Consider the following 24,111-nt stretch of genomic DNA (forward strand, 5'->3'; position numbering starts at 1 on the left):
ACGGCTGCGGTCCGGCTGGCTGTGGTCCGGCTGGTCACGGTCCGGCTGGCTGCGTTCCGGCTGGCTATGGTCCGGGCGCCCTTGGTCCGGACGGCGGTTTTGCAAGCGGCTGCGTTTGGGGTGGCTGCGCTCGGGGTGGCGGTGTTCCGGATGGTTTTGGTCCATACAGGCGCGCTCCCGAGCTTCGTGAGGTGCTGCGGTGACGCGGACCCATGGCAGCCCCCGCGCGGCTCACCGCCATGCCGCAAGTGCTGAGGATCCTATTTCTCTGCCGCGACCGGTGGTAGACCCGCCGAAGAAGGATGCGGAAACCCGCCAGATACCTGCGGCGCTCTTGCCGCGGGCTCGCGCGGGTGGGAGGCCTGCGGGTTGGGCTTCCGGAGTGCGGGCTGGGGTTCCCGAGTGCGGGCTGGGCTTCCCGAGTGCGGGCTGGTCTAGCTGTGCGCGATCAGTTCAGTCCGTCGACAGAAACTACGCCGTCGTGGCGACGCCCGTCAAAGATGATCGTCGGAATCTTGACGGTGTGGATGTCCGTCTCGACGATTTCCTTGTTCTCCGCGATGATGCCGGCTACCTCGTCGGAGGCCGCCGTGTCAGCAACTGTTGCGATCTCCTCGGGGCTCAGACCGAACTCTGTCAGCCATTCCTCGAGGAGCGCCGTCACCTGCGGTTGGTCCATGCTGTTGATCCGGCTCTGGAAGGACACGCCCTTGTCGTTCTCCCCTGTGAAGATGCGTTCAAGCAACTGCCAGTCGAGGGGGACCTCCTCGGCGTCGAGCGCGGCGTCCGCAGCGTTGGCGGAGCCCGGCTGCAGCTTCAATGCCTCGAGGTACTGGGTGACGAGCAGGGAGTTCTCAAACTTGTACCCGTCGGTGCCCGCGATCGGGTACGCGATGTACGTGAGGTTGTACTTGTCGTCGAAACCGGCTTCCTGGATGTTATTGAACAGCTGGCGACAGAAGGTGCAGCCGGGGTCAATGACTTCGAGGGCGGTTTCCTTTTTTTCGTCGTACGCCGCCAGGTAGCTCGATCCCTCGGGCAGGTAATCGGCAGCCTTCCAGTCGCGGAAACGGGCGGGCAGCGCCGAGATGGTCTCCCCCAGGCTGGAGAATTCGTTGCCGAACGCGCCGACCACGTCAAACGCCACGATCGACTCGGCGAACGTTGGCGTCTCGACCGGGATGGAACACGCCTCGGCACCCAGGCTGCAGGACGCCGAGTCCGACTTGTTGCACGTGCCGTACACGTAGAGGTTCAGTCCGCTCTTGACCACCGTGTACCCGCTCCACACGGTCGTGAGAATGACGAGTACGGCAAGCACCTCCAGCGCCACACTGGCCGGACGAACCATCGCGGGAGCTCGCACCGCGATCGGGGCGAGCAGGTGGTCCTTGACGTCCTGCTTGAACGTGGTGTCGCAGGGCCGGAAGGTCACCCGGCGGATCGTGCAGCTCCAGGCCTTGGACAGGTAGCGGCGATAGCGCGCGGACACCGCCCCCATGAACAGCAGAACGATGAATGCGGCGATACAGAACATTTAGGACAGGCCCTTCAGCAGGCGCGCGAAGCATTCGAGCGCCCGGTCGATGTCTGACTCGGTGGTGTGCAGCCCGAGCGAAAAACGCAGCAGCGGAGGAAGTCCGAGCTGTTCTTTGAGGTAGTGGTGCGCACAGAAGTAGCCGCTGCGCACCATGATGCCGCTTTTGGAGAGGAAGACCGCCAGCCGGTGCGAATCCTGACCGTCAACGTAGAGGCTCACAACGGGGCTGGCGGCGGCGTTTACCATCGTCACCCCGGGGAGCTCGCGCAGACCCTCAAAGAGTCGCCGCGACATCCGCTCGATGAAAAGGTCGGGAGTCAGGCCGTCGAGGCGCACCCGTTTCGCCCAGGTGATCGCGGCGTGCAGGGCGATGATCTCGCCCCACGCCTGCAGGCCGGGCTCGAGCAGGGCGCCGGGATCATCGGGAACCAGGTCGTAGGAGTCCTCCCGGACATCGCTGACCATTCCCCCGCCGAGGAAGGAGATGTCGAGCGAGCGAAGCAACACCGTGGTGGCCACAACGACGCCGAGGCTCGCCCCGTACATCTTGTGTGCCGAGAAGCAGACGGCGTCGGCTCCCGTGCCGCGAAGCAGAGCGGCGCTATGGGCTATCGCCTGCGCCGCGTCGACGATGACGATTCCCCCGCGGGCGTGCGCGTCGTCGACGAGGGCGGCCAGGTTCGTCAGCAGCCGGCCGTCGATGTTGGATGCTGCGCTGACCACGATCACCGCATTGTCGAGCTCATGCGGGGCGTAGACGAGCCCGCCGTCGGGAGCACGGTCGAGGACGATCCGCGGTACGCCGAGCCTGGTCGCCGCAGCGATGGTGGGGAGAAAGACTGAGTTGTGCTCGATATGGCTGGTTAACACCCGCTGGTAACGGCCAGTGGGCAGCTGGGTCAGCAGGAGGTTGAGGCCGTAGGTGGTGTTGAGGGTGAAGGACACGGCGTGGGTGCGCGAAGAGAGTCCCAGCAGGTCCAGGACCGCCCGACGGGTGTCTGCCACCTCGGCGTCCACGCGCCTGCCCCAGGCGTATTTCACCCGGCCCCCGCAGGCGTTGTACTGCGTGTAATACTCGGCCAACGCATCGATCACGGGCTGGGGCCGAAGGCTCTGGCAGCCCGCGTCGAGGTAGATGTCGGTCTCGCCCAGGTAGGCGAAGTCCGTCAGTCGCGCGGTGCGGCCGCTGGTTTCTGGCGCATCAGGATCGAATGTTCTCGAGGGTTGGGAGGTTTGGGCGGGCCGGGCGCGCGTGATTCGGCGAAACATGGGACCCACTCAGGTGACAGAACGGCGTGAGCGGAAGCTCATTCTCCACAATGCGCGCACGGTGCGATGTCAGCTAGGGCATTTGGTCACGCCTAAACGACACCGGTGCCGCGAGGCGCGAGCAGCAATCAGCGAGCAGAAATCAGCGAGTCACGAGCAACGAATCACGAGCAACGAATCACGAGCAACGAATCACGAGCAGCGATCCGCCGCTACAGCACGCGCGAGCGCGCATGTTCGTAGGCCCTCTCCAGGTAGTGGGCGAATCGATGCGGATCGGCGGTGCTGAAGGGAATGAGTATCCACGACGGAGGCGCATGGGTTTCACTGCTGCGGAAGGCCGAGCCATGTCCTGTGGTGACGGCGGATGCTGCGGTGTCTGCACCGAGTTTGACCACGAGTGACTCGTCGCGACGAAAAGCAAAAATGCTGCCCTCGAACGCGAGTGCCGGGCCGTCGAGGGAGCGCACCAGTTCCACGCCCTCGTGCGCGAGATATCGCCCCTCGAGCGACGAGTAGTAGACGCTTGGCTCTTCATGATTCGTCATTGATCACGACCTCCGTGGGGCGATCGTAACAGCGCGGGCGGCGCCGCCACAGAGCCAGGTAGCACGGGACGCACAACGCCGCCGTCTCCAGGGGGTAAAGACGGCGGCGCTGTGCGGGTCGGCTTGCGGCGAATCAATCCGCACGATCCGAGAGGCCCCTCCGCTACTGCGGGACGCTTCTGCGGGGCGACCTGAGTTCACTCTGACAGCCGAAACTATGAGACAGCTCGGCGCAACATGCGCGTCCGCTTGGAGTTGTCCGCGCATCGAACTGTCTGGCGCGGAGTAATCCCGGTACAGTGGCGCTGAGATGTCGTTCACCCGTCGAAGTTTCCTGCTCGGTGCCGGTTCCGGCCTGTCGCTCCTTGTGCTGACCGCGTGCACCGACGGCACCCCGACGCCGCGACCCACCACCACCGGCAGCGCGAACCCCTCGCCGTCTCCCGTTCCCCGGCCTGCGGCGCTGGAACGCAGTGCGTGGTCGGCGGATCCGTTCGCCCGCGGCACCCACAGCTTTGTGCCAGCGGGCGGAAGCCCGGCCAGTAGGCTCGCGCTCGCCGCACCGGTTCTCGATCGCGTGTTTTTCGCGGGCGAGGCTACCTCCGCGGATCGCCCGGCGACCGTCCTCGGCGCACAACGCTCCGGCGCTCGTGCCGCTGGCGAAGTTTCTGCTGCGGCCGAACTCGGGGAGCGGGTCGCCGTGATCGGTGCCGGTGTCGCCGGCGCGGAGACAGCGCGGCTACTGAACCTTTATGGTTTCGACGTCGTGATGCTTGAGGCGCAAGACCGGGTAGGCGGGCGCATCCACACGATCGCGTCAGACGACTGGCCGGTGCCGCCGCAACTCGGCGCTTGGACCTTCACAGAACCCGCCGACGCCGAGATCCTGGCCCACCTGGAGCGGCTCGACGTGCAGACGGCCCCCGTCGGCACAGCCGAGTATCGTTCCGCCGCGTCTGTGCCGGCCGGCGACGCCACGGTGCCCGATAACTCCCCCGACGTGGTGACCGAAAACACGGTGGGTGCGACCGCGGTCGCCACTGCGCTCGACTGGGCGTCCCGGCAGACCGCGGACCCGTCACTGCAACGCGCGCTGGACGATTCGGGTGCAACCGACACCGCCGCGGGTCAGAGCCTCGGCGATCTCGACGGCACCCAGCTGCTCGGCCAACAGCTCGCCGTAATCGCCGCGACCTCTGGCGCCGCCGCCTCCGACCTGTCCAGCTGGTACGGAGTACGCGCGCCTTCCGCCGAATCTGCGGACTCCGCCGACTCCGCCGACCCTGCTGAATCCCCCGCCTCCTCTGACGGCCAGGTCGCCGTCGTGGGCGATCTGGCACAGCTTGTGGAGACCGCGTTGGAATCGGTGGAGACGTTCCTGTCGACCCCGATCGTCGGAATCGCCTACAGCGACGACGGAGTGAGTCTGCGGCTCGGCACGGGCGAATCGCTCAGCGTCGACAGGGTGGTGGTCACCGTTCCCCTCGGCGTGCTGCAGAACGACGTCATCGAGTTCGACCCGCTGCTGCCGTTCACGCACCGCGGTGCGATCGCCGACCTCGGCTTTGGCACCGTCAACAGCGTGTGGCTTCGTTTTGATGAACCGTTCTGGACCACGGAGGCCGCCGTCTGGAATGTCGTCGGCACCGACACCGAGATCAGCACCTGGTACAACCTGCAGGCCATCACCGGCGAACCGGTGCTCGTCGGCGTCGTGGGGGGCGCTGCTGCCGTGCGCCTCGAGGGACTGAACGACGATGAGCTGGTGGATGCCGCGCTGGCTAGTCTCGCCCCGTTCGCGGCAACGGCTCCCTAGCAACCAGCGACAGAAACCGGCGCTGCTGCGTCAAGGGTGGCGCCCGCGTTATGCCCACGATCCCGGCCGCCACGCTCGCGAACAACACCAGGGCGAACCCGCAGAAGAACGAGAACTCGCCAACCCCGCTCACCTGTGCCGGATCGAGGAAAAAGTAGGGGTACCAGCCCACGAAGTTGCCCCGCACGAGAGTCACAACTCCCCACAGAATGGGGTACGCCACCACCATGGGGAGTGCTCTCCAGTTGGCGCGCCCACGCCCGGGGGCCGTGGACCAGTCAATCAGTGCAACACCCGGCAGCACAAAATGCAGGAAGACATCCGACCAGGGCACGTCAACGCGCACGCCGCGCGCACCTCCCTGCTGGATCAGAATGGCGAATACGATGCCCGCGGTCACCGTCCAGCTGAGCACCACCGCGCGCATCGTGGTGAGCCAGCGCGGATCCTCGCCGGAGGAGAGGTTCCGCACGCCACTGAGAATGGCCAGCACAACGAAGGCGATATTGCTCTGAATGGTGAGGTACGCGAAGAAGTTCGGCGCGTTGAAGGTCGCGGTTCCGAGTCCCCAGTAAAACCGTGCCACCAGCGCAATGATGCAGACCAGCGCGGCCAGCAATCGAGCCAGACCGAAGGCCGTGCGAACCCTCACGCTGCACACCACCTCCGGAACGACGGTCAATCCAATTCGGGCAATTCGGACTACGCCGCACCAAGAGTCTACGAATCGTTCATTGCAGTGGGGTGGAGACCGCTCGGGTGGAGACCCTTCGCGTGGAGACCGCTCGGGTGGAGACCGCTCGGCTAGCCTGAAGCCATGGCACTGAATCCACCCTCCGCGCCCCGGCAGCCGCAGCAGCGTGAGCACCATGGCGACATGTTCGTTGACAACTACGAGTGGATGCGCCAGAAGGACGACCCCGCGCTGCTCGACTATCTCGCGTCAGAGAATGCCTACACCGATGAGCAGACCGAGCCGCAGGCAGCGCTCCGCACAGCACTGTTCGAGGAGATCAAGGGCCACACGCAGGAGACCGACCTGAGCGTTCCCGTGCGCGAGGGCCAGTGGTGGTACTACTCCCGCACCGTCGAGGGCCAGCAGTATGCCATCCACTGCCGCGCGCCGATCGCCGGGCCGGATGACTGGACACCCCCGGTCGTCGTTGCGACGGGCACGGTCGCGGGCGAGCAGGTGATCCTGGACGACAACCTGGAGGCCGCTGAGCACGAGTTCTACTCGCTGGGCAGTTTTGATGTCAGCGCGGATGGGTCCACCATGCTGTTCGCGACGGACACCGTGGGAGACGAACGCTACACGGTGCGCCTGCGCGACCTCGCCACCGGCGACAGCTTCGACGATCTGATCCCGAACACCTCGTCCGGCGCCCTCTTCGACCCCTCCGGCCAATACGTCTTTTACACAACGGTGGATGACTCGTGGCGGCCTGACACCGTGTGGCGCCACCGCGTGGGCACACCAGCGTCGGACGACATCGCGATCCACCACGAACCGGACGAGAGCTTCTGGGTGGGCATCGGCCTCACCCGCAGCCGCCGCTACCTCGTCATCGAGGCAGGCTCCAGCATTACCAGCGAGGCGCGAATCCTGGACAGCGCCGACCCCGAGGGTGAGTTCCGCATCGTCCGGCCGCGCAAGGAAGGTGTCGAGTACTCGGTCGAACACGCCGTGATCGCGGGCGAGGACCGCCTCCTCCTCGTACACAACGACCACGCCGAGGACTTCATGGTGGTGGACGTGCCTGCCGCCGATCCGCAGGCGCCCGGGCGCGTACTCGTCGCCCACACCCCGGGAAACCGCGTCGAGAGCGTCGACGCTTTCGCCACCCACCTGGTGCTCGAGTACCGGCGCGACGCGCTACCTCGCGTTGCGGTCGCGCTGCTTCCTGCGGCAGCGGAGGCGGAAGCGCCAGAGGCGGAAGCGCCAAAGACAACGGAACCCGCAACACCAGCACCCGAATTCTCCGAGCTCGCGTTCGACGAGGTGCTGTTTTCCGCGGGCGCCTCCGGCAATCCCGAGTGGACCCAGCCCACACTGCGGCTGCGATACTCGAGCTTTGTGACTCCATCTACCGTCATCGATTACGACGTGGTTTCGGGCGAGCGGCGGGTTCTCAAGCAGCAGCCGGTGCTCGAGTACGAGGCATCCCGCTATACCCAAGAACGCCAGTGGGCCGTCGCCGACGACGGCACCCGGGTTCCCATCTCGCTCGTCTACCGCTCGGACCTCCGCGTTGACGGGGCCGCGGCGCCGACGCTGCTGTACGGATACGGATCCTACGAAGCGAGCATCGACCCGAGCTTCTCGGTCGCGCGCGTCAGCCTCCTCGACCGTGGCGTGGTCTTTGCCGTCGCTCACGTGCGCGGGGGCGGGGAGCTCGGACGCCGCTGGTACGAAGACGGCAAGGAGCTTGCGAAGACCAACACCTTCACCGATTTCGTCGCCTGCGCACGCCACCTGACCGACAGCGGGTTCACCAGCGCGGATCGTCTCGTCGCCGAGGGCGGCAGCGCCGGCGGGCTGCTGATGGGTGCCGTCGCGAACATGGCTCCCGATGCCTTCGCCGGGATCCTCGCCGTGGTTCCCTTCGTCGATCCGCTTACCTCGATCCTCGATCCCTCGCTTCCGCTCACGGTCATCGAGTGGGACGAATGGGGTGACCCGCTCCACAACGCGGACGTCTACGCGCTGATGAAGTCCTACTCCCCCTATGAGAATGTGCGGGATGTCGGGTACCCGCCGATCCTCGCCGTGACGAGCCTCAACGACACCCGTGTGCTCTACGTGGAACCCGCCAAGTGGGTTGCGCGCCTGCGCGAAGTCGGGGCTCCGGTGCTGCTGCGCACCGAAATGAGTGCGGGACACGGCGGGGTGAGCGGCCGGTACGAGGCGTGGCACAAAAAGGCGTTCGAGTATGCGTGGGTACTCCAGCAGCTGGGGCGGCCTGAGGCCGACGGAGCGTAGGGCCCGGGTAGGGGGGTGTCCAGCCCTTGTCGTGCTCGCGGCTCGGTCGTTGGCTAGAGCAAACGCGCCAGCGAATCAGAAGGAGCCCCCCGTGAGCGATTCACCCCTCTCCGCGAGTTTTGACGAGACCGGCGCCGGCCGTGCCCGCGAGGGCGTGGCCGAGGCGAACGCAGACCTGGACGTGTTCGAGCAGGACCTGGATGAGACCGACGAGCTGGCTGACGAAGAGCTCGACGACGACGACGAGTTGGATGACGATGAACTCGATGACGACGAACTGGATGACGACGAACTGGATGACGACGAGCTCGACGAGATCCTGAACCTGCCGGAGGACGTCCCCGACCTCGATTACGTGCCGGCCTTTGACGACGAGTTGGCTGACGACGACGACGACTTCAGCGATCTGGAAGACGAGTCGGACGATGATCTCGGCGATGAGGACCCCCTCGCTCGCTGATACGGTCTCGCTTACGCGTTCTCGCTTACGCGTTCCCCTGACTCGTTCCCCTGGCGCGGTCTCCCTGACGCGTTTCCCTGATTAGTTCTCGCGTTCACTGTGGCGGCGACTCATGTAAACCCCTTGCGCAATACGCGTCCACCCGGTCGTATTGCGGGAGTACATTTCCCTGAAGCGTCTCCCTAGGACGCACCCCGAGTCAGTGAGTGCCAACATGTTCCACGATTTATCTAATGCCCTGCCCGCCGTCGCCAATGCTCCTCAGTTATCGCCGTCCCCGCATTCGGCTCAGTCAGTGAGGACGGAGTTCCGACATCGGCCCGCCATCACGGTCGGAATCGACGGAGTGTCGATCAGGGATGTCGTTGCGGTCGCGCGTGAGGACGCAATGGTGACTATTTCCGAGGAATCCCTCGAGGCCATGCGTTCCAGCCGGGCGCTCGTCGACGCCGTCGCTGGACTCGAGCAGCCGCTCTACGGCATTTCGACCGGGTTCGGGGCGTTGGCGACCACGTACATCGAGTCAGACCAGCGCGCGAAACTGCAGCAGGCGCTGGTTCGCTCCCACGCCGCCGGCGCGGGTCCCGAGGTGGAACCCGAGGTGGTGCGCGCACTCATGCTGCTGCGCCTGTCGACACTCCTCACCGGACGCACCGGCGTGCGTCCGCGCACCGCAGAAACCTACGCTGCGGTGCTCAACGCGGGCATCACGCCCATTGTGGGGGAATACGGTTCGCTCGGCTGCTCCGGCGACCTCGCTCCTTTGTCCCATTGCGCCCTCGCGGTGATGGGTGAGGGAACCGTGCGTGATCGCAGCGGGCGCAAGATGCCCGCGGCACAGGCCTTGCGCAACGCGGGCATCACCCCGGTCTCGCTCGCGGAGAAGGAGGGGCTGTCGCTCATCAACGGCACGGACGGCATGCTCGGAATGCTGTGCCTCGCCCTGCACGACCTCCGCATGCTGCTCAGCACGGCGGACATCTCGGCGGCGATGAGTGTGGAGGCCCTGCTCGGTACGGAAGCGGCATTCGCGGCGGACATCTCCGCGTTGCGCCCTCAGCTCGGACAGGCGGCATCGTCCGAGAACCTGAGGCGCCTGCTCGACCACTCCCCCATCGTTGCCAGCCACAAAGGGCCCGACTGCACCCGCGTGCAAGACGCCTACTCGCTTCGCTGCGCTCCCCAGGTGCACGGCGCCGCCCGGGACACCGTCGATCACGCCGCGCGGGTCGCGGAACGCGAACTCGCCTCGGCGATCGACAACCCGATCATCACCCTGGACTGGCGTTTCGCCTCGAACGGCAACTTCCACGGGGCGCCCGTCGCGTACGTGCTCGACTTCCTGGCGATCGTTGTCGCTGACGTTGCAAGCATGTCCGAACGGCGGGTCGACCGCATGCTTGACCCCATGCGCAGCCAGGGTCTTCCCGCATTTCTCGCCCACGAGGTGGGCGTCGACTCGGGTCTCATGATCGCCCAGTACACCGCCGCCGGAATCGTCTCGAACCTGAAGCGCCTGGCCGTTCCCGCCTCGGTGGATTCGATCCCGTCGTCGGCGATGCAGGAAGACCATGTGTCCATGGGCTGGCACGCTGCAAGGAAGCTGGCGACCGCGGTCGACGGACTTACCCAGGTGCTGGCGATCGAAGTGATGACGGCGTGCCGGGCTCTCGCCCTGCGCGCGCCGCTTGTCCCGGGTCCGGCCACCGGAGCGGTCTGCGATCGCATCGGGCGGGACGTCGCGGGACCGGGTCCCGACCGGTTCCTGGCGCCCGAAATCGAGGCGGTCACCTTCGCCGTCCGCCGCGGGGATGTCGTCCGTGCGGCGGAGTGCGTCACCGGCTCGCTGCACTGACGTTCCGCGAGCAGAACCTATTCCGCGACGCCCCGCCAGCGCCCGTCGACCCGCTGCGTGACCATCCAGGTGCGTACTTCTGCGACGGTGCCAGTGACCGCGGCAGTGTGGGCGCCGATCTGGGCGGCCAACTCCGCGTCCTCCGCGGTGTACCGCACGATGACGCGGGGGGCACCCGCGACGATCGTCAACTCGGATGCTTCTACGGTGGTGAGTTCTTTGGCAGCCTGAGCCGCGAGGGGCATCACCGCGGGGGCAGCAGATCCGGGGCGCAGGGCACCAATGGTCATAGTGACGCGATACGAGGGCACGATCCCAGCCTAGGGCCAGTCGGCGACCCGCGCACGAGCGGCCTCAGTGGCCGAAGTACCGCCGGTAATACTCGTAGGTCCACCCGACGAGCGCAATGACTCCGAGGGTCGCGCCGATCACCATCAACCACATTCCGATGGCGAGTCCGAGAAAGAGGAGAGCTGCGCAGGCGGCGAGGACGATGGGCCACCAGCTCCAGGGACTGAAGAATCCCTGTTCCGCATCCCCGTCGTCGACGGTCGCGTTCACCCGGTCTTCGGGAAGCTCGCCGTGCTGGGCACGATGCGACCGGCCGAGGTAGAACGCGATCAGCGCCGCCAGCAGGGAAGTCAACAGCAGCCCGATGGTGCCGACCCACTCCACCGGGCTCGCGGGAGCGGGAAATGCAACCTGCGCGTTGCCCGCGAAGAAAACCGTGTTCCACACGAGATAGACGAGGGCAGCGAGAAGGAAGAATCCGGAGAGGACCCAGAAGAGTTTCGTACTCGCGCCCATAAAGCAATACAAACCGCCGTGCGCCGAAAACAACAGGGCTTGACGCGCGCGATGCGATGTCGCGGAGTCTGATACGACCCACGGTCCTTGCGGGTGGGGACAACTCGGCGAATGATGAAGGTATGTGCGGTCGATTTGTGGTCAACGAAGGCGCCGTCCGACTCCTCGGACTCTTTGAGGGAGCGGATGCCACCGCGGACGACTACAACGTCGCGCCGACCATGCCCGTGCGGATTGTCCGGCAACGGCACGGGGAACGGGAGTTCGTCCCCGCCCGCTGGGGGATGGTCGCGCCTCGCGCGCCCCAGTTCGGCACGGGCAAACCCGTCATCAACGCGCGCATCGAGACCGTGGCATCCAACGGCCTGTTTAAAGGTCCTTTCGAAACCAGCCGCTGCATCGTGCCCGCCTCCGGCTACTACGAATGGCAGCAGCGCGACGATGGGAAGCAGCCGTTCTTCATCCACGACCCCGCCAAGCCGCTCGCAATGGCGGGCGTGGTGCGAGCGTGGTTTGACCCGTCCAAGCCCGAGGACGATCCCGAGCAGTGGCGCCTGTCGATGGCGATCATCACGCGGGATGCGCATGTCGCGCCGGGCGAGGTGCACGACCGGATGCCGGCCTGCCTCACGCCCGAGGACGCAGCGACCTGGTTAGGGGACAGCCTGACTACGCCCGAGCTGTACGACCTGCTGGAGCGCAGCTCCTCGACGGTCGCACACTCTCTGGAGAACTACGAGGTGTCCAGGGCCGTCAACAGCGTGAAGAACAACGGACCGGAGCTAATCGAGCCCCTCTCCGCCATCCGCACCACCAGCGGGGAGCCGACGGCCCATCTCGTTGATTCGACAGAAGGGCGTCATCAATGAGTGCAACCGGCCGCGAGGCTCAACTCGGGTCTATTTTCGTTCGTCTCGCTGACACCATGGTGGACGACTACGACATGGTGGATCTGCTCGACACGCTCGTACAGGAATGCAAGCTCGTGCTGGACGTTTCTGAGGCCGGTCTGGTGCTGGCGGACTCCGACGCCGGGCTTCAGGTGATGGCATCCACGAGCGAACGAAGCAGCCTGATCGAAGCCTTGCAGCTGCGGTCGCACGAGGGCCCGTGCATGCAGTGTTACGCGACCGGCGAGGTCGTGACGATCGAAGACATCAGGAAACTGGGTGACCGCTGGCCCATGTTTGCCGAACTCGCTCTGGAACAGGGCATCCGCTCGGTGCACGCGGTACCGATGCGGTTGCGGGGCCGCACGATCGGAGCGCTCAACCTGTTCAGCGAACGCACCGGGATGCTCGGCGCAGACGACGCCGCCATCGCCCAGGCCCTCGCCGACGTCGCCACCATCAGCATCATGCAGGAGCGGATGAGCCGCGAGCAGGCGATCGTCGGCGAACAGCTGCAGCGAGCCCTCGATGCGCGGGTCGTCATCGAGCAGGCCAAGGGCGTCCTCGCGCAGTCCCACCGAATCCCCGTCGACGACGCCTTCGTGCGGTTGCGGGCCTATGCCCGGGTGAACGATGCCAGGCTGGTGGATGTCGCGTCGCAGGTCGTCCGGCGCCAGATCACAGTCTGATGTCGATGAGCTGATGTCTACTGTCTGATGTCGATGAGGACCTTTCCGACGGTCTGATTCTCGACGGCGCGATGCGCATCGGCCGTCGCGGCGAGGGGGAACCGAGTAGTCGGTAACCCGTGCTCCTCCCCCACCTCCAGTGCCCCGTCGGCGGCAGCGGCGGCGACTGCGCGCACGGCGTCGGCCTTCTGTTGCGGCGTAGTCGTGTAGGTGAGGATGAACTGGTAGCGGATGTTCTTCGTCATGCTCTGCCGCACCGGCACCGGCAGAAACTCCGGTTCCTCCGAGGTATAGATGGCGATGGTGCCGCCCGGAGCGATGACCGCAACCGAGCTGGCGAGGTTTGCGGTCGCGTTCACCTCCACCACCGTGTCGACACCTCCGGGTGCCAGTTCCAGCACCCGCTCCACCACGTTCTCTTCGCGATAGTTGACCACGTGGTGGGCGCCAGCGCGCCGAGCAAGGTCGGCCTTGCCCTGGCTGCTCACCGTTGTCACCACCACCGCCCCGGCCCAGGTCGCGAGCTGGATGGCCGCGTGGCTCACCGCTCCGGCGCCGCCGGTGACCAGCACGGTACGGCCCGCCAGCGCGCCCGGCGCAAGCACCGCCGCACCGCCGTCCACGCAGGTGAGGGCGCGGTGCGCGGTGAGCGCGGGGATGCCGAGCGAGGCGCCGACGTCGAACGAGACGCGATCGGGCAGGGGCACAACCTGGTTCAGGGGAAGTACCACGTAGTGCTGAGCCGTTCCCTCTGGCCGTTCGAACGCGGCATCCCACACCCACACCCGATCGCCCACCGCAAGATCCCGCACACCGCCGCCGCACGCGTCGATGACTCCGGCCCCGTCCTGGTTGGGCACCCGCGGCTCCGGCAGCTGTGCGCCATCGCCGGCGCCAACCCGAGATTTCCAGTCGGTGGGATTCACCCCGGACACCACCATCCGAACCCGTACCTCGCCGATGCCCGGCTCCGGCACGGGACGCTCGACGAGGTGCAGCACGTCGGCGGGCCCGTTATGGGTGTACACGATCGATTTCATGCTCAGAATCTAGCCGACGCCGCGCCGCGAATCGGGATTCCCCACTCTGGTTCGATAGGTTGGTCAGCGACAGCAGCGCTCGCCACCGGCCCGAAAGGACCAAATTTTGATGCTCCCCACCTTGTTTGGAATCGAATTTCTCGACGCGGACTGGCTGGTCCGCTGGTTCGGTCCCTTCATCCTCCTGGGCGTCGCGGGCGTGGTGTTTGTCGAGACCGGCTTCATCGTCTTGTCGTTCCTTCCCGGCGACTCCCTGCTGTTCACGGTGGGGTTGCTCACCGCGACGGGCGTCGTGGACGTTCCGATCTGGGTGACCGCGCTCGTGATCTTCGTCGCGGCATTCGCCGGCGACCAGCTCGCCTACTTCATCGGGCGTAAGGCCGGCCCGGCCGTCTTCAAACGGGAGAAGAGCCGCTTCTTCAACCCGGAAAACGTTGAGCGCACGAATGCCTTCTTCGAAAAGCACGGCGGAAAGGCGATTCTCATCGCCCGATTCCTTCCCGTCTTCCGCGCCTTTGTTCCGGTCGCCGCCGGTGTGGGCCGGATGCGGTACCGCACGTTCATCACCTTCAATGTGATGGGCGCTTTCGCCTGGGGTGTCGGACTTACGCTGCTCGGCTACTTCCTCGGCCAGATCCAGTTCGTCGCGGACTACTCCGAGTACTTCATCATCGCAATTGTGCTGCTGTCGGGCATCCCGATTTTGCGCGAGCTGTACAAGGCGGGCCGCGCCAAGATGGTCGACCGCCGCAATGACCCCGCCGACCGTGTCGCCGACGCCGTTCCGGACTCAGAACTGAGCTAGCGGCAACTCACTCCGGGTTGATGCCGAACGCCGAGGCCAGCTTTTCGATCTTCTGCGCGCGTCCCAGGCGGGGAAGGTCGCTGCCATCGCGGATGACGCGGCCTCTGGCCTCGAAGTCCGCGAGGAAAGTGCGCGCCCAGATGACGTCCGACGAGGTGGGGCTGATCACCTCGTTGATGACGGGCAGCTGCTCGACGTCGAGGCACAATTTTCCGGTCAGTCCGAGGGCGACAGCCATCGCCGACTGCTCCCGCAGAACCGGGTGGCTCATACCGACCGTGGGTCCGTCGATGGGACCGGGGAGGTTTCCGATCCGGCTGGCGAGCACAAGCTTCGAGCGCGGGTACGCCATCGCCAGGTTGTCTGCGCTGGCGCCGGTGTCGCGCCGGTAGTCTCCGCTGCCGAACGCGAGGCGGAAGGCCCCGCGCGCCCGCGCGATCGACGTTGCCTCCTCGATGCCGAGCGCCGACTCGATCAGGGCGAGCACCGGCACCGTGCCGCCGAGCCGGTCGAACGTCTCGGTGACATCGGCGGGAGACTCGGTCTTCGCCAGCATGACCCCGGTCAAACCGGGTAGGCCCGCAAGGGCGTCGACGTCATCGGACCAGAAGGAGCTTGAGCGGTCGTTGATCCGCACCCACCCGTTTCCGGTCGCGCTGAGCCACTCGACGACGTCGTTTCGTGCCGCGGGCTTCAGCTGGGGATCGACGGCATCCTCAATGTCGAGCACAATCTGGTCTGCGTGGGACGCCCGTGCGGAGGCGAATTGTTCCGGACGGGTGCCGGGAACGAGCAGCCATGAGCGGGCGATCTCGGCGGCGATGGCGGGACGTGTTCCGTGGGTCATGCCATCGAGCGTAGTGTGTCAGCCCGGGCGATTAGGGAGCTGAGCGGCTCACTCCAGCGAGTATTGTTCCTCAATCTCGCTGTCCCCGCGGTCGGTGACGCGGATCTGCAGCTTGGCGGGGATCTGCTCTTTCATCGTGTCGACGTGGCTGATGAGCCCAATCGTGCGTCCGCCCGCGCGGAGGCCGTCGAGAGTGCCCATCGCTATCTCCAGCGTGTCGTGATCGAGGGAACCGAAACCCTCGTCGATGAACAGCGTGTCGAGGGTGATGCCTCCGGCCTGGTTGGTCACCACCTCGGCAAGCCCGAGCGCGAGGGCCAGTGACGCGAGGAACGTTTCGCCTCCGGAAAGCGAGTGAGTCGCCCGGGATCGGCCGGTGTGTTCATCGAGGATACGAAGCCCGAGCCCGGACTGGGTTTTGCGGTACTGGAGCGAGTCATCGTGCTCGAGGGTGAAGCGGCCGCTGGTCATGGTGCGCAGCCGCGCGTTGGCCGCGGCGACGATCTCCTCGAGCTGAGCGGCGAGCACGTAGGTCTCCAGGCGCATCCGTTTGGTGTTCGGCTCCTGCCCCTGCAGCGCGCTCGAGAGCTCTCGTAGCTGCTGGCCTTCGTGGCGAAGTTTCGCGGAGCCCGCCTGCTGGGCGAGGGCTTCTGTGACGATGCGTTGCAGGTGGATGCAGCGTTCGTCGAGCGAATTCTGTGTTGCCAGTGCATCATCCCGTCTGAGTCGCGCCGCCGCGAGGGCATCGGCCGCGACTTCCACCTGCACCGGTTCGGCGGGAAGCTCCACGAGTGCTGCCTCAGCGAGCGTCGCTCGCGCAGCGGCGGAAGCCTGCTCGTGGTCTCGGATCTGCTGCTCACGCCTCGCCATTTCGGAGGCGGGCAGGCGCGCGGACACCACCTGATCGTCGTGGGAGAACGCGTGTTCGGCGAGCTGTGTCGCGAGAACCGCGGCGGCGTGCGCGAGCGTCGCTTCGCGCGCGCTCGTCTGCGCACGCGCGTCGAGCAGCGCACGCGCGGCATCGAGTCTGCGACGAAGGGGCGCCATTCGCTCCGCCACGGTTGCGCTCCCCCTCCTGTGCTGCGCGACCCGCTCGGTGACCGCGCGCTCCGCCGCCTGAGCCTCCGCGAGGTGGCGCGCGGCGGCGCTCCGCGAACTGGCCCGAGCCTCAACGGATTCCCGCGCGGCCGCAAGCTCTGCGCGCAAGGTCAGAAGCTGCGCTTCGAGTTGTGCTTGGCGCTGACCGGCCGCGGCGACGGATGCAACGACCGCGGTGGCACTCCGGAGTTGCTGTTCGCAGTCGCCGACTGATGTGTCGTCGGCGCGAGCCTGCGCGTCGGCACGGTGAGTCGCCACGGTTTGGGTGGCCGCGTGGGCGGAGTCCATCGCGCTCCGAAGCGTGGCGAGAGCCGTCCGCGCGGAGAGGATGTCACCCTCGCTTACCGGAGTCGAGGTGTGTGTGGACGGTGCGGGATGCACGTGCGAACCACACACCAGACACGGCTCCCCGTCGACCAGAGCTGTGGCGAGCTCCGCCGCGTGCCCGGTGAGGCGTCGGTCGAGCAGCTCGTCGAGTGCGCGCGCGCCATCGAGGTGCGCCGCGCTGCATTCGCGTTCGTTCGCCTCCGCTGTTCGCAGCGAGTGGGCCAGCGTGTCGGCGAGCCGCGCAGCCTCGAGCCGTCGCTGTGCCCGCTCGAGCGCCAGGGCAGACTCGCCCTGCCGGGACGCGGTGATGCGTACCTCGCTGAGCTCGTCGTTGACCGCGTCGATCTGGCCGGGCAGCTCCTCAAGCAGGGTGGACGCCTCAGCGAATTCCGTCTCCACCCGCTCGGCCGCGCGAAGGGCCGCGCCCGTCGCCGCGGCGAGGGCAGGCAGTTCGGCTTCCTCGGCGCGTGCCTGCTCGAGAACCCCGAGCTCACGGGTGAGTTCGTCGATGGTCACCTCGAGCGTCGCGACGGGTTCGGCGAGGTGGTCGGCGGCGTGGTCTGCGGAGCGGTCGGCAGGGTGGTCGTCGGCGTTGCCGGCGGAGCGGTCGGCAGGGTGGTCGGGGTGCGGCGCGCGAAGATATCGCTCCCGCGCGGTCGCCTCGGTGGTGCGTGCGACCCGCGCCGTGTCATCCGCCTCCCTTTTGAGCGCCAGATGAGGCCAGACGACCGCGGCCCGGCGGGCGGCGTCCACGACGAGTCGGTCGGTGTCAGTCTGGGCCTGTCGGTCGGCGAGAGTTGCGAGCGTCGCGGTGGCGCCATCGCGGCGCTTCTGCATGCGCGCGAGCTCCGCTAGTGCACGGTAAACCTCTTCAGCGGAGGCGACCGCCGCGTTCGCCGAGAGTGCAGCCAGCCGTGCCTCATCGCGCTCCGCCACCAGAGCGCCCAGTGTCTCCCGGAACCACTCGGACGGCGGGTTCGTCGGCGTTTCGTCGAGCCGCAAGAGCGCCGCCGCCTGCTGGGCGTGCAACTGGATCAGGGCGAGCGCGCCGGCCAGCTCGGCGTCGAGCGCCTTCCGCATCTCGGCGACGCTGTCTTCGAGCTGCTCAAAGCGCTCTGTGCCGAACAGGCTGCGCAGCACGCCCTGACGCTCCTCGTTGTTCGCCTTGAGGAACTTCTGGAAACGGTTCTGCGCCAGCAGAATCACCTGGAGAAACTGGTCCTTGGACAGCCCGAGAATACGGTCGAGGTCTCGTGCGACATCCACAGCGCGCGCTGATCGCCCGACCCACGTGTCGCCGACGCGTTCGCTTAGCTCAGCGGTGGCGGCCTGTTTGGTTGTGCCCGTGCCGCGTTGTTTGGGACGTTCGAATTCGGGCGTGCGATGCACGCGGTAATCGATGCCGTTGACCGTGAACTCGAGTTCGACAAACGACGGGTCAGCGCTGTCGCAGTGGTCGCTGCGCAGCTGCTGCTGGGTTCCTTCGTAGCGCGGCACTCCCGCGTACAGGGCGTAACAGATTGCGTCGAGGATGCTCGACTTACCTGCTCCCGTCTTGCCCGTAATGAGAAAGATGCCGTCGTCGCGGAAGCGGTCAAAGTCGACGGACTGCTCGTTCTTGTACGGTCCGAAGCCGGCGAGAGTAAGCCTTCTGATTCTCATGCGACCGAATCCCTCGCGCGCTGGTCCGACAACGCATCGGAGATCAGGGTGCGTTCGAACTCGGTCGGGCCCACCCCGTTGCGGACATACTCGAGAAAGCCGCCGATGATCTCGTTATCGCTCTTCGACTTCACCCGCGCCGCATAGGTCCTGGTTGCGGTGGCGGTGACCACGGGACGGTGCTCGAGCAGCACACAGTGGGGGAAGCGCTGCTGCAGCCGGCGCATGCCGTCCATCGGCCGCACCCGATCCGTGAGGATGGCGGAGACCCAGTCCCCCTCGTAGGCTGCGTAGCTTGGGTCACTCACCAGATCGTCGAGTGTGCCCGTGATCACGCTCAGTCGCCTGGGAACCGGCAGGTCGATCCACTCGACGCTCGAGAGCGCAGCAGTGGACAGTGCGGGGTCGGACAGTGTGGCGTCGGGCAGTGCGGGGTCGGGCAGCGTGGGGTCGGGCAGTGCGGGGTCGGAAAGTGCGGGGTCGGACAGCGCGGTCGCGTCCGGCGCCCCGAGCTCGACCAGCCAGGCCCCGCGCGGTTTGTGCGCCTCGGAGAAGGAATAGTGCAGCGGTGCGCCGCTGTATCGCACGCGGTCGCTCAGCTTTGCGCGCCCGTGGATGTGACCGAGCGCCACGTAGTCGGGGCCGTCAAAGGTCGACATCGGCACGAAGTCGAGGCCTCCGGCGGTTATGTCGCGCTCCACATCGCTGGCCTCGGACGTGTCGGTGGGCGCCGCGACATCCACCGCAAAACAATGCGACAGCACCACAGACCGCCCACCCACAGACCGCCCACCACGGCCGGCCGCGTCGGCGCGAATTCGCCGCATTGCGAAGGTCAGCACCTGCGTGTGAGAGCGCAGCTCGTGGTCGGGGTAGAGGTGCCGCACCAGCGACGGCTCGAGGTAGGGAATGCCGTAGAAGTGCACCGGGCCGTGCGCATCGCTGATCGTGATGGGCTCGCTGTGCTGTTCGGGCCGGGTCAGGATGTGGATGCCGGCGAGCTGGGCGAACTCGGATTGGAACCCCAGCCGCGTGGCGGAGTCGTGATTGCCGCTGGTCATGATCACGGTGGCGCCGGCATCGCGAATGCCGCGCAATGCCTCGGTGAGCACCCGGTAGCTTTCTGCGGCCGGAGTCGCGGAATCAAAGATGTCGCCCGCAACCACAACCACATCGACCTGGCGCTCGACGACGACCGCCACCAGCGCGTGGAGCACCACCCGCAGGTGCTCAAGGGTGGAATGGCCGTGGAAGGTTCGCCCGATATGCCAATCCGAGGTGTGCAGGATCTTCATGACCTTCAGGTTAGTTGTGGCGGCTGACACCGGGCGCCGCGACGCTCCCCTGGGGAAAAGTCCGGGGGTTTACCCCGCACCCGGAGGCTGCAATCGTTGTTGGGGAACGGTGCCCCGTTGGACGCCGAAGAACCCCCAAGCATCAGGATGCGTATCGACGATGAGCGAACTCCCGCCTTCTTCTAGTCCGTCGCCCTCTCCCTCGCAGACTTCCTCGCCCACTCCTTCGCCCTCTGCCTCGCCGACTCCCTCGCCCTCTTCTGGGTCGGCTCCAACCCCCGACCCTCGGAAGCCGCAACCGGGCTCAGGCAGGGCGGGCCTGCCGGTTGGGGTGAAAATCCTACTCTTCGCGGTACTACCGGTGTTGATTGCACTTGTTCTGGTGGTGATCGTGCTCGGCGCCATTGTGCCGCGGGCGACATCCAACGACCAGCAATTTGACCTGTCGGCCGGTGAGGGCGTTTCTGTCGATCTGCGGAATGCGACGCTGCACTTTGTGCCGAGCGACGACGCCGACGTTCACGTGGAGGTGAGCGGATTCAGCTGGGGCGGTCGGGCGCCGTTGCAGACGGATGACTCCGGACCTCTCACCGAAATTTCGGGCGGATGCCGCGGGGGCTGGTTCATGGTGTGCCGGATGACGCTCGTAGTAGAAATGCCCGCGGACCTGCCGCTCACCGTCGAGGGCACGAACGGGAACATCACCGCCGAGGACCTCTCGGGCACGCTGGAGCTCCGCACGACCAATGGCTCGCTCGAGGTGACCAACAGTCTCGGAGAGCTGGATCTCCGAACGACCAACGGAGCGATCACCGTGACAGACAGCAGCTCGGCGCTGGTGGAATCGGGTACAACCAACGGCCGCGTCGCCCTCGAATTCTCCCGCGCACCCCGCACCGTGGAGGCCACCAGCACCAACGGCGCGATCTCCGTTCGAGTGCCGGACGACGGAGAGCAATACAACATCGACGCGGACACCGTGAATGGCGGGGTGGACACGGATTCGGTGCCCGAAGACACCGACTCCGCGCGATCGATCTCAGCCCGAACGACCAATGGCGCGGTCACCATCACGACCACCGATTGAGGCGCGGCCTCGGCGAGGACTAAGGCATGGCCTAGGGCGTGGCGAGGCCTAGGCTTGAGCGGTGACCCACGAGATTACCCATGAGCCTGATGGCAACCGATACGTGCTGCGCGTCGACGGCGAACTTGCCGCGATCATCGACTACCGCGTAAGCGGAGACGCCATCTCCTTCACCCGCACGTTCACGGTTCCGCACCGCCGGGGACAGGGGCTCGCTGCGGAGATCACCGAGTTCGCGGTCAACGACGTCGAAAGCAATTCGACCCGGCGGATCATCCCGATGTGCTGGTACGTCGGCGAATGGTTCGACAAGCACCCCGAACGAGCGGAGCTTCTGGCTCGCTAGCCGCCGCGGTCGCGGCTCGGTTCAGGTTCCGACCCGTCGACCGGAGCTAGTGGCTATTTCGCGGCCGCCGCCAGGTCGCCCAGCAGCAGGTCGAGCACAACTTCTTCTTCGACCTTGAGCCCGGAGACTCCCATCGCGGTCGCGAGGGTGCGGTCCCACGGGGACTCCCCCGGTACACCGGCAAGCGGAGCGGACTGCGCACTCGGGGTCTGCGCGCTCAACGCAAGTGCATCGCCGTACGCGTCGCTGTCGAACCGCCACGGTACCCAGGCCACTCGCCGGGTAAAGGCGCGCGCCGTGGCGAGGCCATCCCAGTCGAAGTCGCCGTGATAGTGCAGCACGGCCCCACCAGCGCTGAGCATTTCGAGCAAAGCGATCACCGCGGCTCCGGGCTGGCCGGCGGTGCACACCACGGGCGGGCACGTGGCCCCGAGGCGGTCCGCGGCAGCGGCAACCACAGCGGCGTTCTCGCACACGAAGACGTGCGGCGGCGTCATCCCGACCCCGTCGGTATTCAGCTGACGCAGGGTGAGGATGGTGGGTTGGCCGACGGGGTGCAGCGCGGCCAGCGCACGAGCGGTCGGCCCGGAGTCATCGCCTGGCAGCCCGATGACCAGCACGGTCGACGACAACTCGTCGACAACCAGTCCGACGCTCTGCCACGCTTCCCGACGCCAGCGCGCGGAATCCTGCACCGCGTCCGTGTGCAACGCGCCCTGCGCGGCGGCCAGCCGGGCGGCGATAGTGCCGAGCGGCGCCTGCGGATCGAGCGCATTCGGATTGGCGAACAGCCGGGTCGCGAAGGCCGCGACTGACTCCCCGGGTGACGGCAGAGCGTTCGCCACGGTGACCAGCTGCTCGGCCAGACGCAGGGCCGCGGGGGCACTGCCGGCGACCCGTTTGAGCGCGCCGGTGCGAATGACGCCGTCAACCCACGCCAGCAGGGGTGGCCGCTGCGCTGAGATCTGTCGAAGAGTGTCGGTGACGCGAAGCCAGGCATCCCGCTCGGCCGACCGATCCTGCCGACTCACCACGGCTCCCGTGAGAGCCACAACGGCCGAGACGAGTCCCTGCGGCCAGACGCCCGTCCGTCTGAGCATTTCGTCGAGCTCATCGAGTGAGACCGACGCCGACTGTCCGGCCCGCACGGCGTGCCCCGCGAGGCGGGACGCTGCCACCCGTTCTGCGGAGGTTGCTGCCGGGCGCACCAGCCAGCCCTTCAGCTCCCCTGAGTTCTCCAGCCGCGTGCGCATCCGGGCCAGGAGCCAGGCAGTGTCTGGTGTGTCGAGTAACCGCCGCAGCCGTCCCATGTCACCCTGCGTCGATTCTTCGTTTGTCACCCTCCCTGTTTATCAGCTACCCACCGCAAACGCGTGAGGTTGACCGGTGCGGGCGAACGGCGGGCAAAAGTGGTGTGTCGAAAGGTGCGGCTATAACGTGCGAGAGCTACGACGTGCGGGAAATGTGCGGCTGTGGCGAGTGGCCCCACCCCTAGTATCGTGAATTAAGGACCATGTGGTCCATCGAATGGAACGACAACATGGATGCTCGACAGAAGCGGACCAACCTCAAGCTGACCGAGGTGATCCTGAGGCTGAGTGCCCAACGCCTCGCCAGCGAAATCACCGTCTCCGAGGTCACGCTGCAGGCGGGCATCAACAGGTCGACGTTCTACCAACACGCGTCTTCCCCCACCGATCTGCTCGAGAACGTGTTGCGCGCTGAACTCGACGAGATCCGCGCCCGCTACCTGGATCCGGAGGCGGCTCCCGTCGACGGCACGGCGCTGCGGGACGTCGTGGTTGCCGTCCTGGAACACGTTGCAGCACACTCGGAGATCTACTCGCGCGGCCTCGGCGTGTCGAGCGCGTCCTCGAGCCTGCACCCGCTGCTCAGCCGGCACTTCGAGCAATCGATGACGGACCTGTTCGCGGCCCACTCCATCGTCATTCCCATAACAGACAACGGCCGAACGGCGGGCAGCTCCTCGCCGACGGACGAGTCGCACTCGGACGCCCGCTTCGTCACGGAGTCGGCGGCGCGCTTCATCGCGGACGGCACCGTGGGCGCGATGGAGGTCTGGTTGCGCACGCCGGCGCCCCGAAGCACCGACGAATTCATGCGCGCCTACCGGATGCTTATGCCGTCCTGGTGGCCCATCGGCGCGGGAAACGACGCCAGCAGCGACGCCAACATTGACCTCGACAACGGCGCAGCACCTCTAATTTCCGTCGCCGAACCCGCCGCGACATAATTGGGAAGCTCCCCGCAACCAAAGGAATTCGAATGAGCTCGTCCCACATCCCCGCCGAAGACGTCGTCCTCGAGTTCACCTACGACGACGGCGACGACGCGACCGTGACCGTCTCCGGGCACCACAAGGGGGTCACTGCCCTGCGGGCACTCATCGAGGTCGGGGACGAGAGCAACCTGGAGAAGATCCAAGCCTCGATCGACGCGGGCGAAATCCAGGACGAAACCGACATCGAGATCGAGTTCTCCTCGGGCGATGACACCTGCACGGTCACCGTCGCCGGCTTTACGAACCCCCAGCGTGGCCTCCAGGCCCTCGAGGAAGCCGGCTCGGAAGAGACGTTCCTCGAGCTGCTCGACGCGATGGCCGCCGACGGCGACGACTCGATCCAGGAGCTGTACGACGAGGACGACGAGTAGCATCCGAAGGCCCTGTCTTCCGAAGGCCAGCAAAACTGAGGATTAGGCAGAGTCGCCTTTTTTGTGGCCTAGAG

General features: G+C 66.5%; 22 protein-coding genes. 11 read left to right on the plus strand and 11 right to left on the minus strand.

What is annotated here, in order from left to right; all coding sequences use genetic code 11:
- Window positions 1-448: 448 nt before the first annotated feature.
- The 3 genes from B0I08_RS03605 to B0I08_RS03615 all read right to left on the minus strand — a co-directional run bounded on the left by B0I08_RS03605 (window position 449) and on the right by B0I08_RS03615 (window position 3,357).
- Window positions 449-1,537 (minus strand): DsbA family protein, encoded by a 1,089-nt coding sequence (locus B0I08_RS03605; RefSeq protein WP_106209815.1) that lies wholly within the window; start codon window positions 1,535-1,537, stop codon window positions 449-451.
- On the minus strand, window positions 1,538-2,809 hold the full coding sequence (locus B0I08_RS03610; protein ID WP_106209817.1) for an aminotransferase class V-fold PLP-dependent enzyme: 1,272 nt from the start codon (window positions 2,807-2,809) through the stop codon (window positions 1,538-1,540).
- A gap of 212 nt (window positions 2,810-3,021) precedes the next feature.
- Entirely contained in the window at window positions 3,022-3,357 is a 336-nt protein-coding gene (locus tag B0I08_RS03615) for a hypothetical protein (RefSeq protein WP_106209819.1), read from the minus strand.
- 310 nt (window positions 3,358-3,667) lie between these two features.
- Between B0I08_RS03615 and B0I08_RS03620 the strand changes: the two genes are divergently transcribed.
- Entirely contained in the window at window positions 3,668-5,173 is a 1,506-nt protein-coding gene (locus tag B0I08_RS03620) for a flavin monoamine oxidase family protein (protein WP_106209821.1), read from the plus strand.
- Here B0I08_RS03620 and B0I08_RS03625 read toward each other — a convergent pair.
- Entirely contained in the window at window positions 5,139-5,825 is a 687-nt protein-coding gene (locus tag B0I08_RS03625) for a Pr6Pr family membrane protein (RefSeq protein ID WP_146134305.1), read from the minus strand. The two genes, B0I08_RS03620 and B0I08_RS03625, sit on opposite strands and share 35 nt — an antisense overlap.
- Window positions 5,826-5,990: 165 nt before the next feature.
- On the opposite strand from B0I08_RS03625, the gene B0I08_RS03630 reads away from it, so the two are divergent.
- The 3 genes from B0I08_RS03630 to hutH all read left to right on the plus strand — a co-directional run bounded on the left by B0I08_RS03630 (window position 5,991) and on the right by hutH (window position 10,471).
- The gene (locus B0I08_RS03630; protein ID WP_106209825.1) at window positions 5,991-8,156 is read left to right on the plus strand and encodes a S9 family peptidase; all 2,166 of its coding nucleotides are present in this window, start codon (window positions 5,991-5,993) and stop codon (window positions 8,154-8,156) included.
- A gap of 91 nt (window positions 8,157-8,247) precedes the next feature.
- Window positions 8,248-8,616, plus strand: coding sequence for a DNA primase (locus tag B0I08_RS17700; protein ID WP_181243170.1), 369 nt, complete (start codon window positions 8,248-8,250; stop codon window positions 8,614-8,616).
- Between the two features lie 214 nt (window positions 8,617-8,830).
- Window positions 8,831-10,471: a histidine ammonia-lyase gene (gene hutH, locus B0I08_RS03640; RefSeq protein WP_106209827.1), complete on the plus strand. Its 1,641-nt coding sequence runs from the start codon at window positions 8,831-8,833 to the stop codon at window positions 10,469-10,471.
- Window positions 10,472-10,488: 17 nt separating this feature from the next.
- On the opposite strand, the gene B0I08_RS03645 is transcribed toward hutH, so the two are convergent.
- Together B0I08_RS03645 and ctaF are read right to left on the minus strand one after the other, a co-directional pair.
- On the minus strand, window positions 10,489-10,782 hold the full coding sequence (locus B0I08_RS03645) for a hypothetical protein (RefSeq protein ID WP_146134306.1): 294 nt from the start codon (window positions 10,780-10,782) through the stop codon (window positions 10,489-10,491).
- A 43-nt stretch (window positions 10,783-10,825) separates the two neighbouring features.
- Window positions 10,826-11,278, minus strand: a complete 453-nt coding sequence (gene ctaF / locus B0I08_RS03650) for an aa3-type cytochrome oxidase subunit IV (protein WP_106209831.1) — start codon at window positions 11,276-11,278, stop codon at window positions 10,826-10,828.
- 122 nt (window positions 11,279-11,400) lie between these two features.
- Between ctaF and B0I08_RS03655 the strand changes: the two genes are divergently transcribed.
- Together B0I08_RS03655 and B0I08_RS03660 are read left to right on the plus strand one after the other, a co-directional pair.
- Entirely contained in the window at window positions 11,401-12,147 is a 747-nt protein-coding gene (locus B0I08_RS03655) for an SOS response-associated peptidase (protein ID WP_106209832.1), read from the plus strand.
- On the plus strand, window positions 12,144-12,857 hold the full coding sequence (locus B0I08_RS03660; protein ID WP_106209834.1) for a GAF and ANTAR domain-containing protein: 714 nt from the start codon (window positions 12,144-12,146) through the stop codon (window positions 12,855-12,857). The genes B0I08_RS03655 and B0I08_RS03660 overlap by 4 nt, the downstream gene beginning before the upstream one ends.
- Before the next feature lie 17 nt (window positions 12,858-12,874).
- Here B0I08_RS03660 and B0I08_RS03665 read toward each other — a convergent pair whose 3' ends face one another.
- A complete protein-coding gene (locus tag B0I08_RS03665) occupies window positions 12,875-13,897 on the minus strand; it encodes an NADPH:quinone reductase (protein ID WP_106209836.1) in 1,023 nt (340 codons plus the stop codon).
- Window positions 13,898-14,006: 109 nt separating this feature from the next.
- On the opposite strand from B0I08_RS03665, the gene B0I08_RS03670 reads away from it, so the two are divergent.
- Window positions 14,007-14,702, plus strand: a complete 696-nt coding sequence (locus B0I08_RS03670) for a DedA family protein (RefSeq protein ID WP_106209838.1) — start codon at window positions 14,007-14,009, stop codon at window positions 14,700-14,702.
- A gap of 7 nt (window positions 14,703-14,709) precedes the next feature.
- Here the strand turns inward: B0I08_RS03670 and B0I08_RS03675 are convergent, their stop codons facing one another.
- The 3 genes from B0I08_RS03675 to B0I08_RS03685 are packed head-to-tail and all read right to left on the minus strand — an operon-like array spanning window position 14,710 to window position 19,931.
- On the minus strand, window positions 14,710-15,549 hold the full coding sequence (locus B0I08_RS03675; RefSeq protein WP_106209841.1) for an HpcH/HpaI aldolase/citrate lyase family protein: 840 nt from the start codon (window positions 15,547-15,549) through the stop codon (window positions 14,710-14,712).
- 48 nt (window positions 15,550-15,597) lie between these two features.
- Entirely contained in the window at window positions 15,598-18,636 is a 3,039-nt protein-coding gene (locus B0I08_RS03680) for an AAA family ATPase (RefSeq protein WP_106209843.1), read from the minus strand.
- Complete coding sequence (locus tag B0I08_RS03685; protein ID WP_106209845.1) at window positions 18,633-19,931, minus strand: exonuclease SbcCD subunit D; 1,299 nt, start codon at window positions 19,929-19,931, stop codon at window positions 18,633-18,635. Before B0I08_RS03685 ends, B0I08_RS03680 begins: the two co-directional genes overlap by 4 nt.
- A gap of 361 nt (window positions 19,932-20,292) precedes the next feature.
- On the opposite strand from B0I08_RS03685, the gene B0I08_RS03690 reads away from it, so the two are divergent.
- A complete protein-coding gene (locus B0I08_RS03690) occupies window positions 20,293-21,018 on the plus strand; it encodes a DUF4097 family beta strand repeat-containing protein (RefSeq protein ID WP_106209847.1) in 726 nt (241 codons plus the stop codon).
- 61 nt (window positions 21,019-21,079) lie between these two features.
- Window positions 21,080-21,364, plus strand: a complete 285-nt coding sequence (locus tag B0I08_RS03695; protein ID WP_106209849.1) for a GNAT family N-acetyltransferase — start codon at window positions 21,080-21,082, stop codon at window positions 21,362-21,364.
- Window positions 21,365-21,417: 53 nt separating this feature from the next.
- Here B0I08_RS03695 and B0I08_RS03700 read toward each other — a convergent pair whose 3' ends face one another.
- Window positions 21,418-22,704 (minus strand): TIGR02679 family protein, encoded by a 1,287-nt coding sequence (locus tag B0I08_RS03700; RefSeq protein ID WP_106209851.1) that lies wholly within the window; start codon window positions 22,702-22,704, stop codon window positions 21,418-21,420.
- Window positions 22,705-22,877: 173 nt separating this feature from the next.
- On the opposite strand from B0I08_RS03700, the gene B0I08_RS03705 reads away from it, so the two are divergent.
- Both B0I08_RS03705 and B0I08_RS03710 read left to right on the plus strand, forming a co-directional pair.
- On the plus strand, window positions 22,878-23,618 hold the full coding sequence (locus B0I08_RS03705) for a TetR/AcrR family transcriptional regulator (protein WP_106209853.1): 741 nt from the start codon (window positions 22,878-22,880) through the stop codon (window positions 23,616-23,618).
- A 32-nt stretch (window positions 23,619-23,650) separates the two neighbouring features.
- Window positions 23,651-24,037, plus strand: a complete 387-nt coding sequence (locus tag B0I08_RS03710; protein WP_106209855.1) for a hypothetical protein — start codon at window positions 23,651-23,653, stop codon at window positions 24,035-24,037.
- Window positions 24,038-24,111: the final 74 nt, after the last annotated feature.

This window comes from Glaciihabitans tibetensis (genome assembly GCF_003003265.1).
Classification (GTDB): domain Bacteria; phylum Actinomycetota; class Actinomycetes; order Actinomycetales; family Microbacteriaceae; genus Glaciihabitans; species Glaciihabitans tibetensis.

Coding starts and splice junctions, on each gene's coding strand:
- B0I08_RS03670 (WP_106209838.1), top strand. CDS start 14,007: ATGCTCCCCACCTTGTTTGGAATCGAATTTCTCGACGCGGACTGGCTG.
- B0I08_RS03705 (WP_106209853.1), top strand. CDS start 22,878: ATGTGGTCCATCGAATGGAACGACAACATGGATGCTCGACAGAAGCGG.
- B0I08_RS03655 (WP_106209832.1), top strand. CDS start 11,401: ATGTGCGGTCGATTTGTGGTCAACGAAGGCGCCGTCCGACTCCTCGGA.
- B0I08_RS03605 (WP_106209815.1), bottom strand. CDS start 1,537: ATGTTCTGTATCGCCGCATTCATCGTTCTGCTGTTCATGGGGGCGGTG.
- B0I08_RS03680 (WP_106209843.1), bottom strand. CDS start 18,636: ATGAGAATCAGAAGGCTTACTCTCGCCGGCTTCGGACCGTACAAGAAC.
- B0I08_RS03630 (WP_106209825.1), top strand. CDS start 5,991: ATGGCACTGAATCCACCCTCCGCGCCCCGGCAGCCGCAGCAGCGTGAG.
- B0I08_RS03620 (WP_106209821.1), top strand. CDS start 3,668: ATGTCGTTCACCCGTCGAAGTTTCCTGCTCGGTGCCGGTTCCGGCCTG.
- B0I08_RS03685 (WP_106209845.1), bottom strand. CDS start 19,931: ATGAAGATCCTGCACACCTCGGATTGGCATATCGGGCGAACCTTCCAC.
- B0I08_RS03675 (WP_106209841.1), bottom strand. CDS start 15,549: ATGACCCACGGAACACGTCCCGCCATCGCCGCCGAGATCGCCCGCTCA.
- B0I08_RS03610 (WP_106209817.1), bottom strand. CDS start 2,809: ATGTTTCGCCGAATCACGCGCGCCCGGCCCGCCCAAACCTCCCAACCC.
- hutH (WP_106209827.1), top strand. CDS start 8,831: ATGTTCCACGATTTATCTAATGCCCTGCCCGCCGTCGCCAATGCTCCT.
- B0I08_RS03665 (WP_106209836.1), bottom strand. CDS start 13,897: ATGAAATCGATCGTGTACACCCATAACGGGCCCGCCGACGTGCTGCAC.
- B0I08_RS03615 (WP_106209819.1), bottom strand. CDS start 3,357: ATGACGAATCATGAAGAGCCAAGCGTCTACTACTCGTCGCTCGAGGGG.
- ctaF (WP_106209831.1), bottom strand. CDS start 11,278: ATGGGCGCGAGTACGAAACTCTTCTGGGTCCTCTCCGGATTCTTCCTT.
- B0I08_RS03660 (WP_106209834.1), top strand. CDS start 12,144: ATGAGTGCAACCGGCCGCGAGGCTCAACTCGGGTCTATTTTCGTTCGT.
- B0I08_RS03710 (WP_106209855.1), top strand. CDS start 23,651: ATGAGCTCGTCCCACATCCCCGCCGAAGACGTCGTCCTCGAGTTCACC.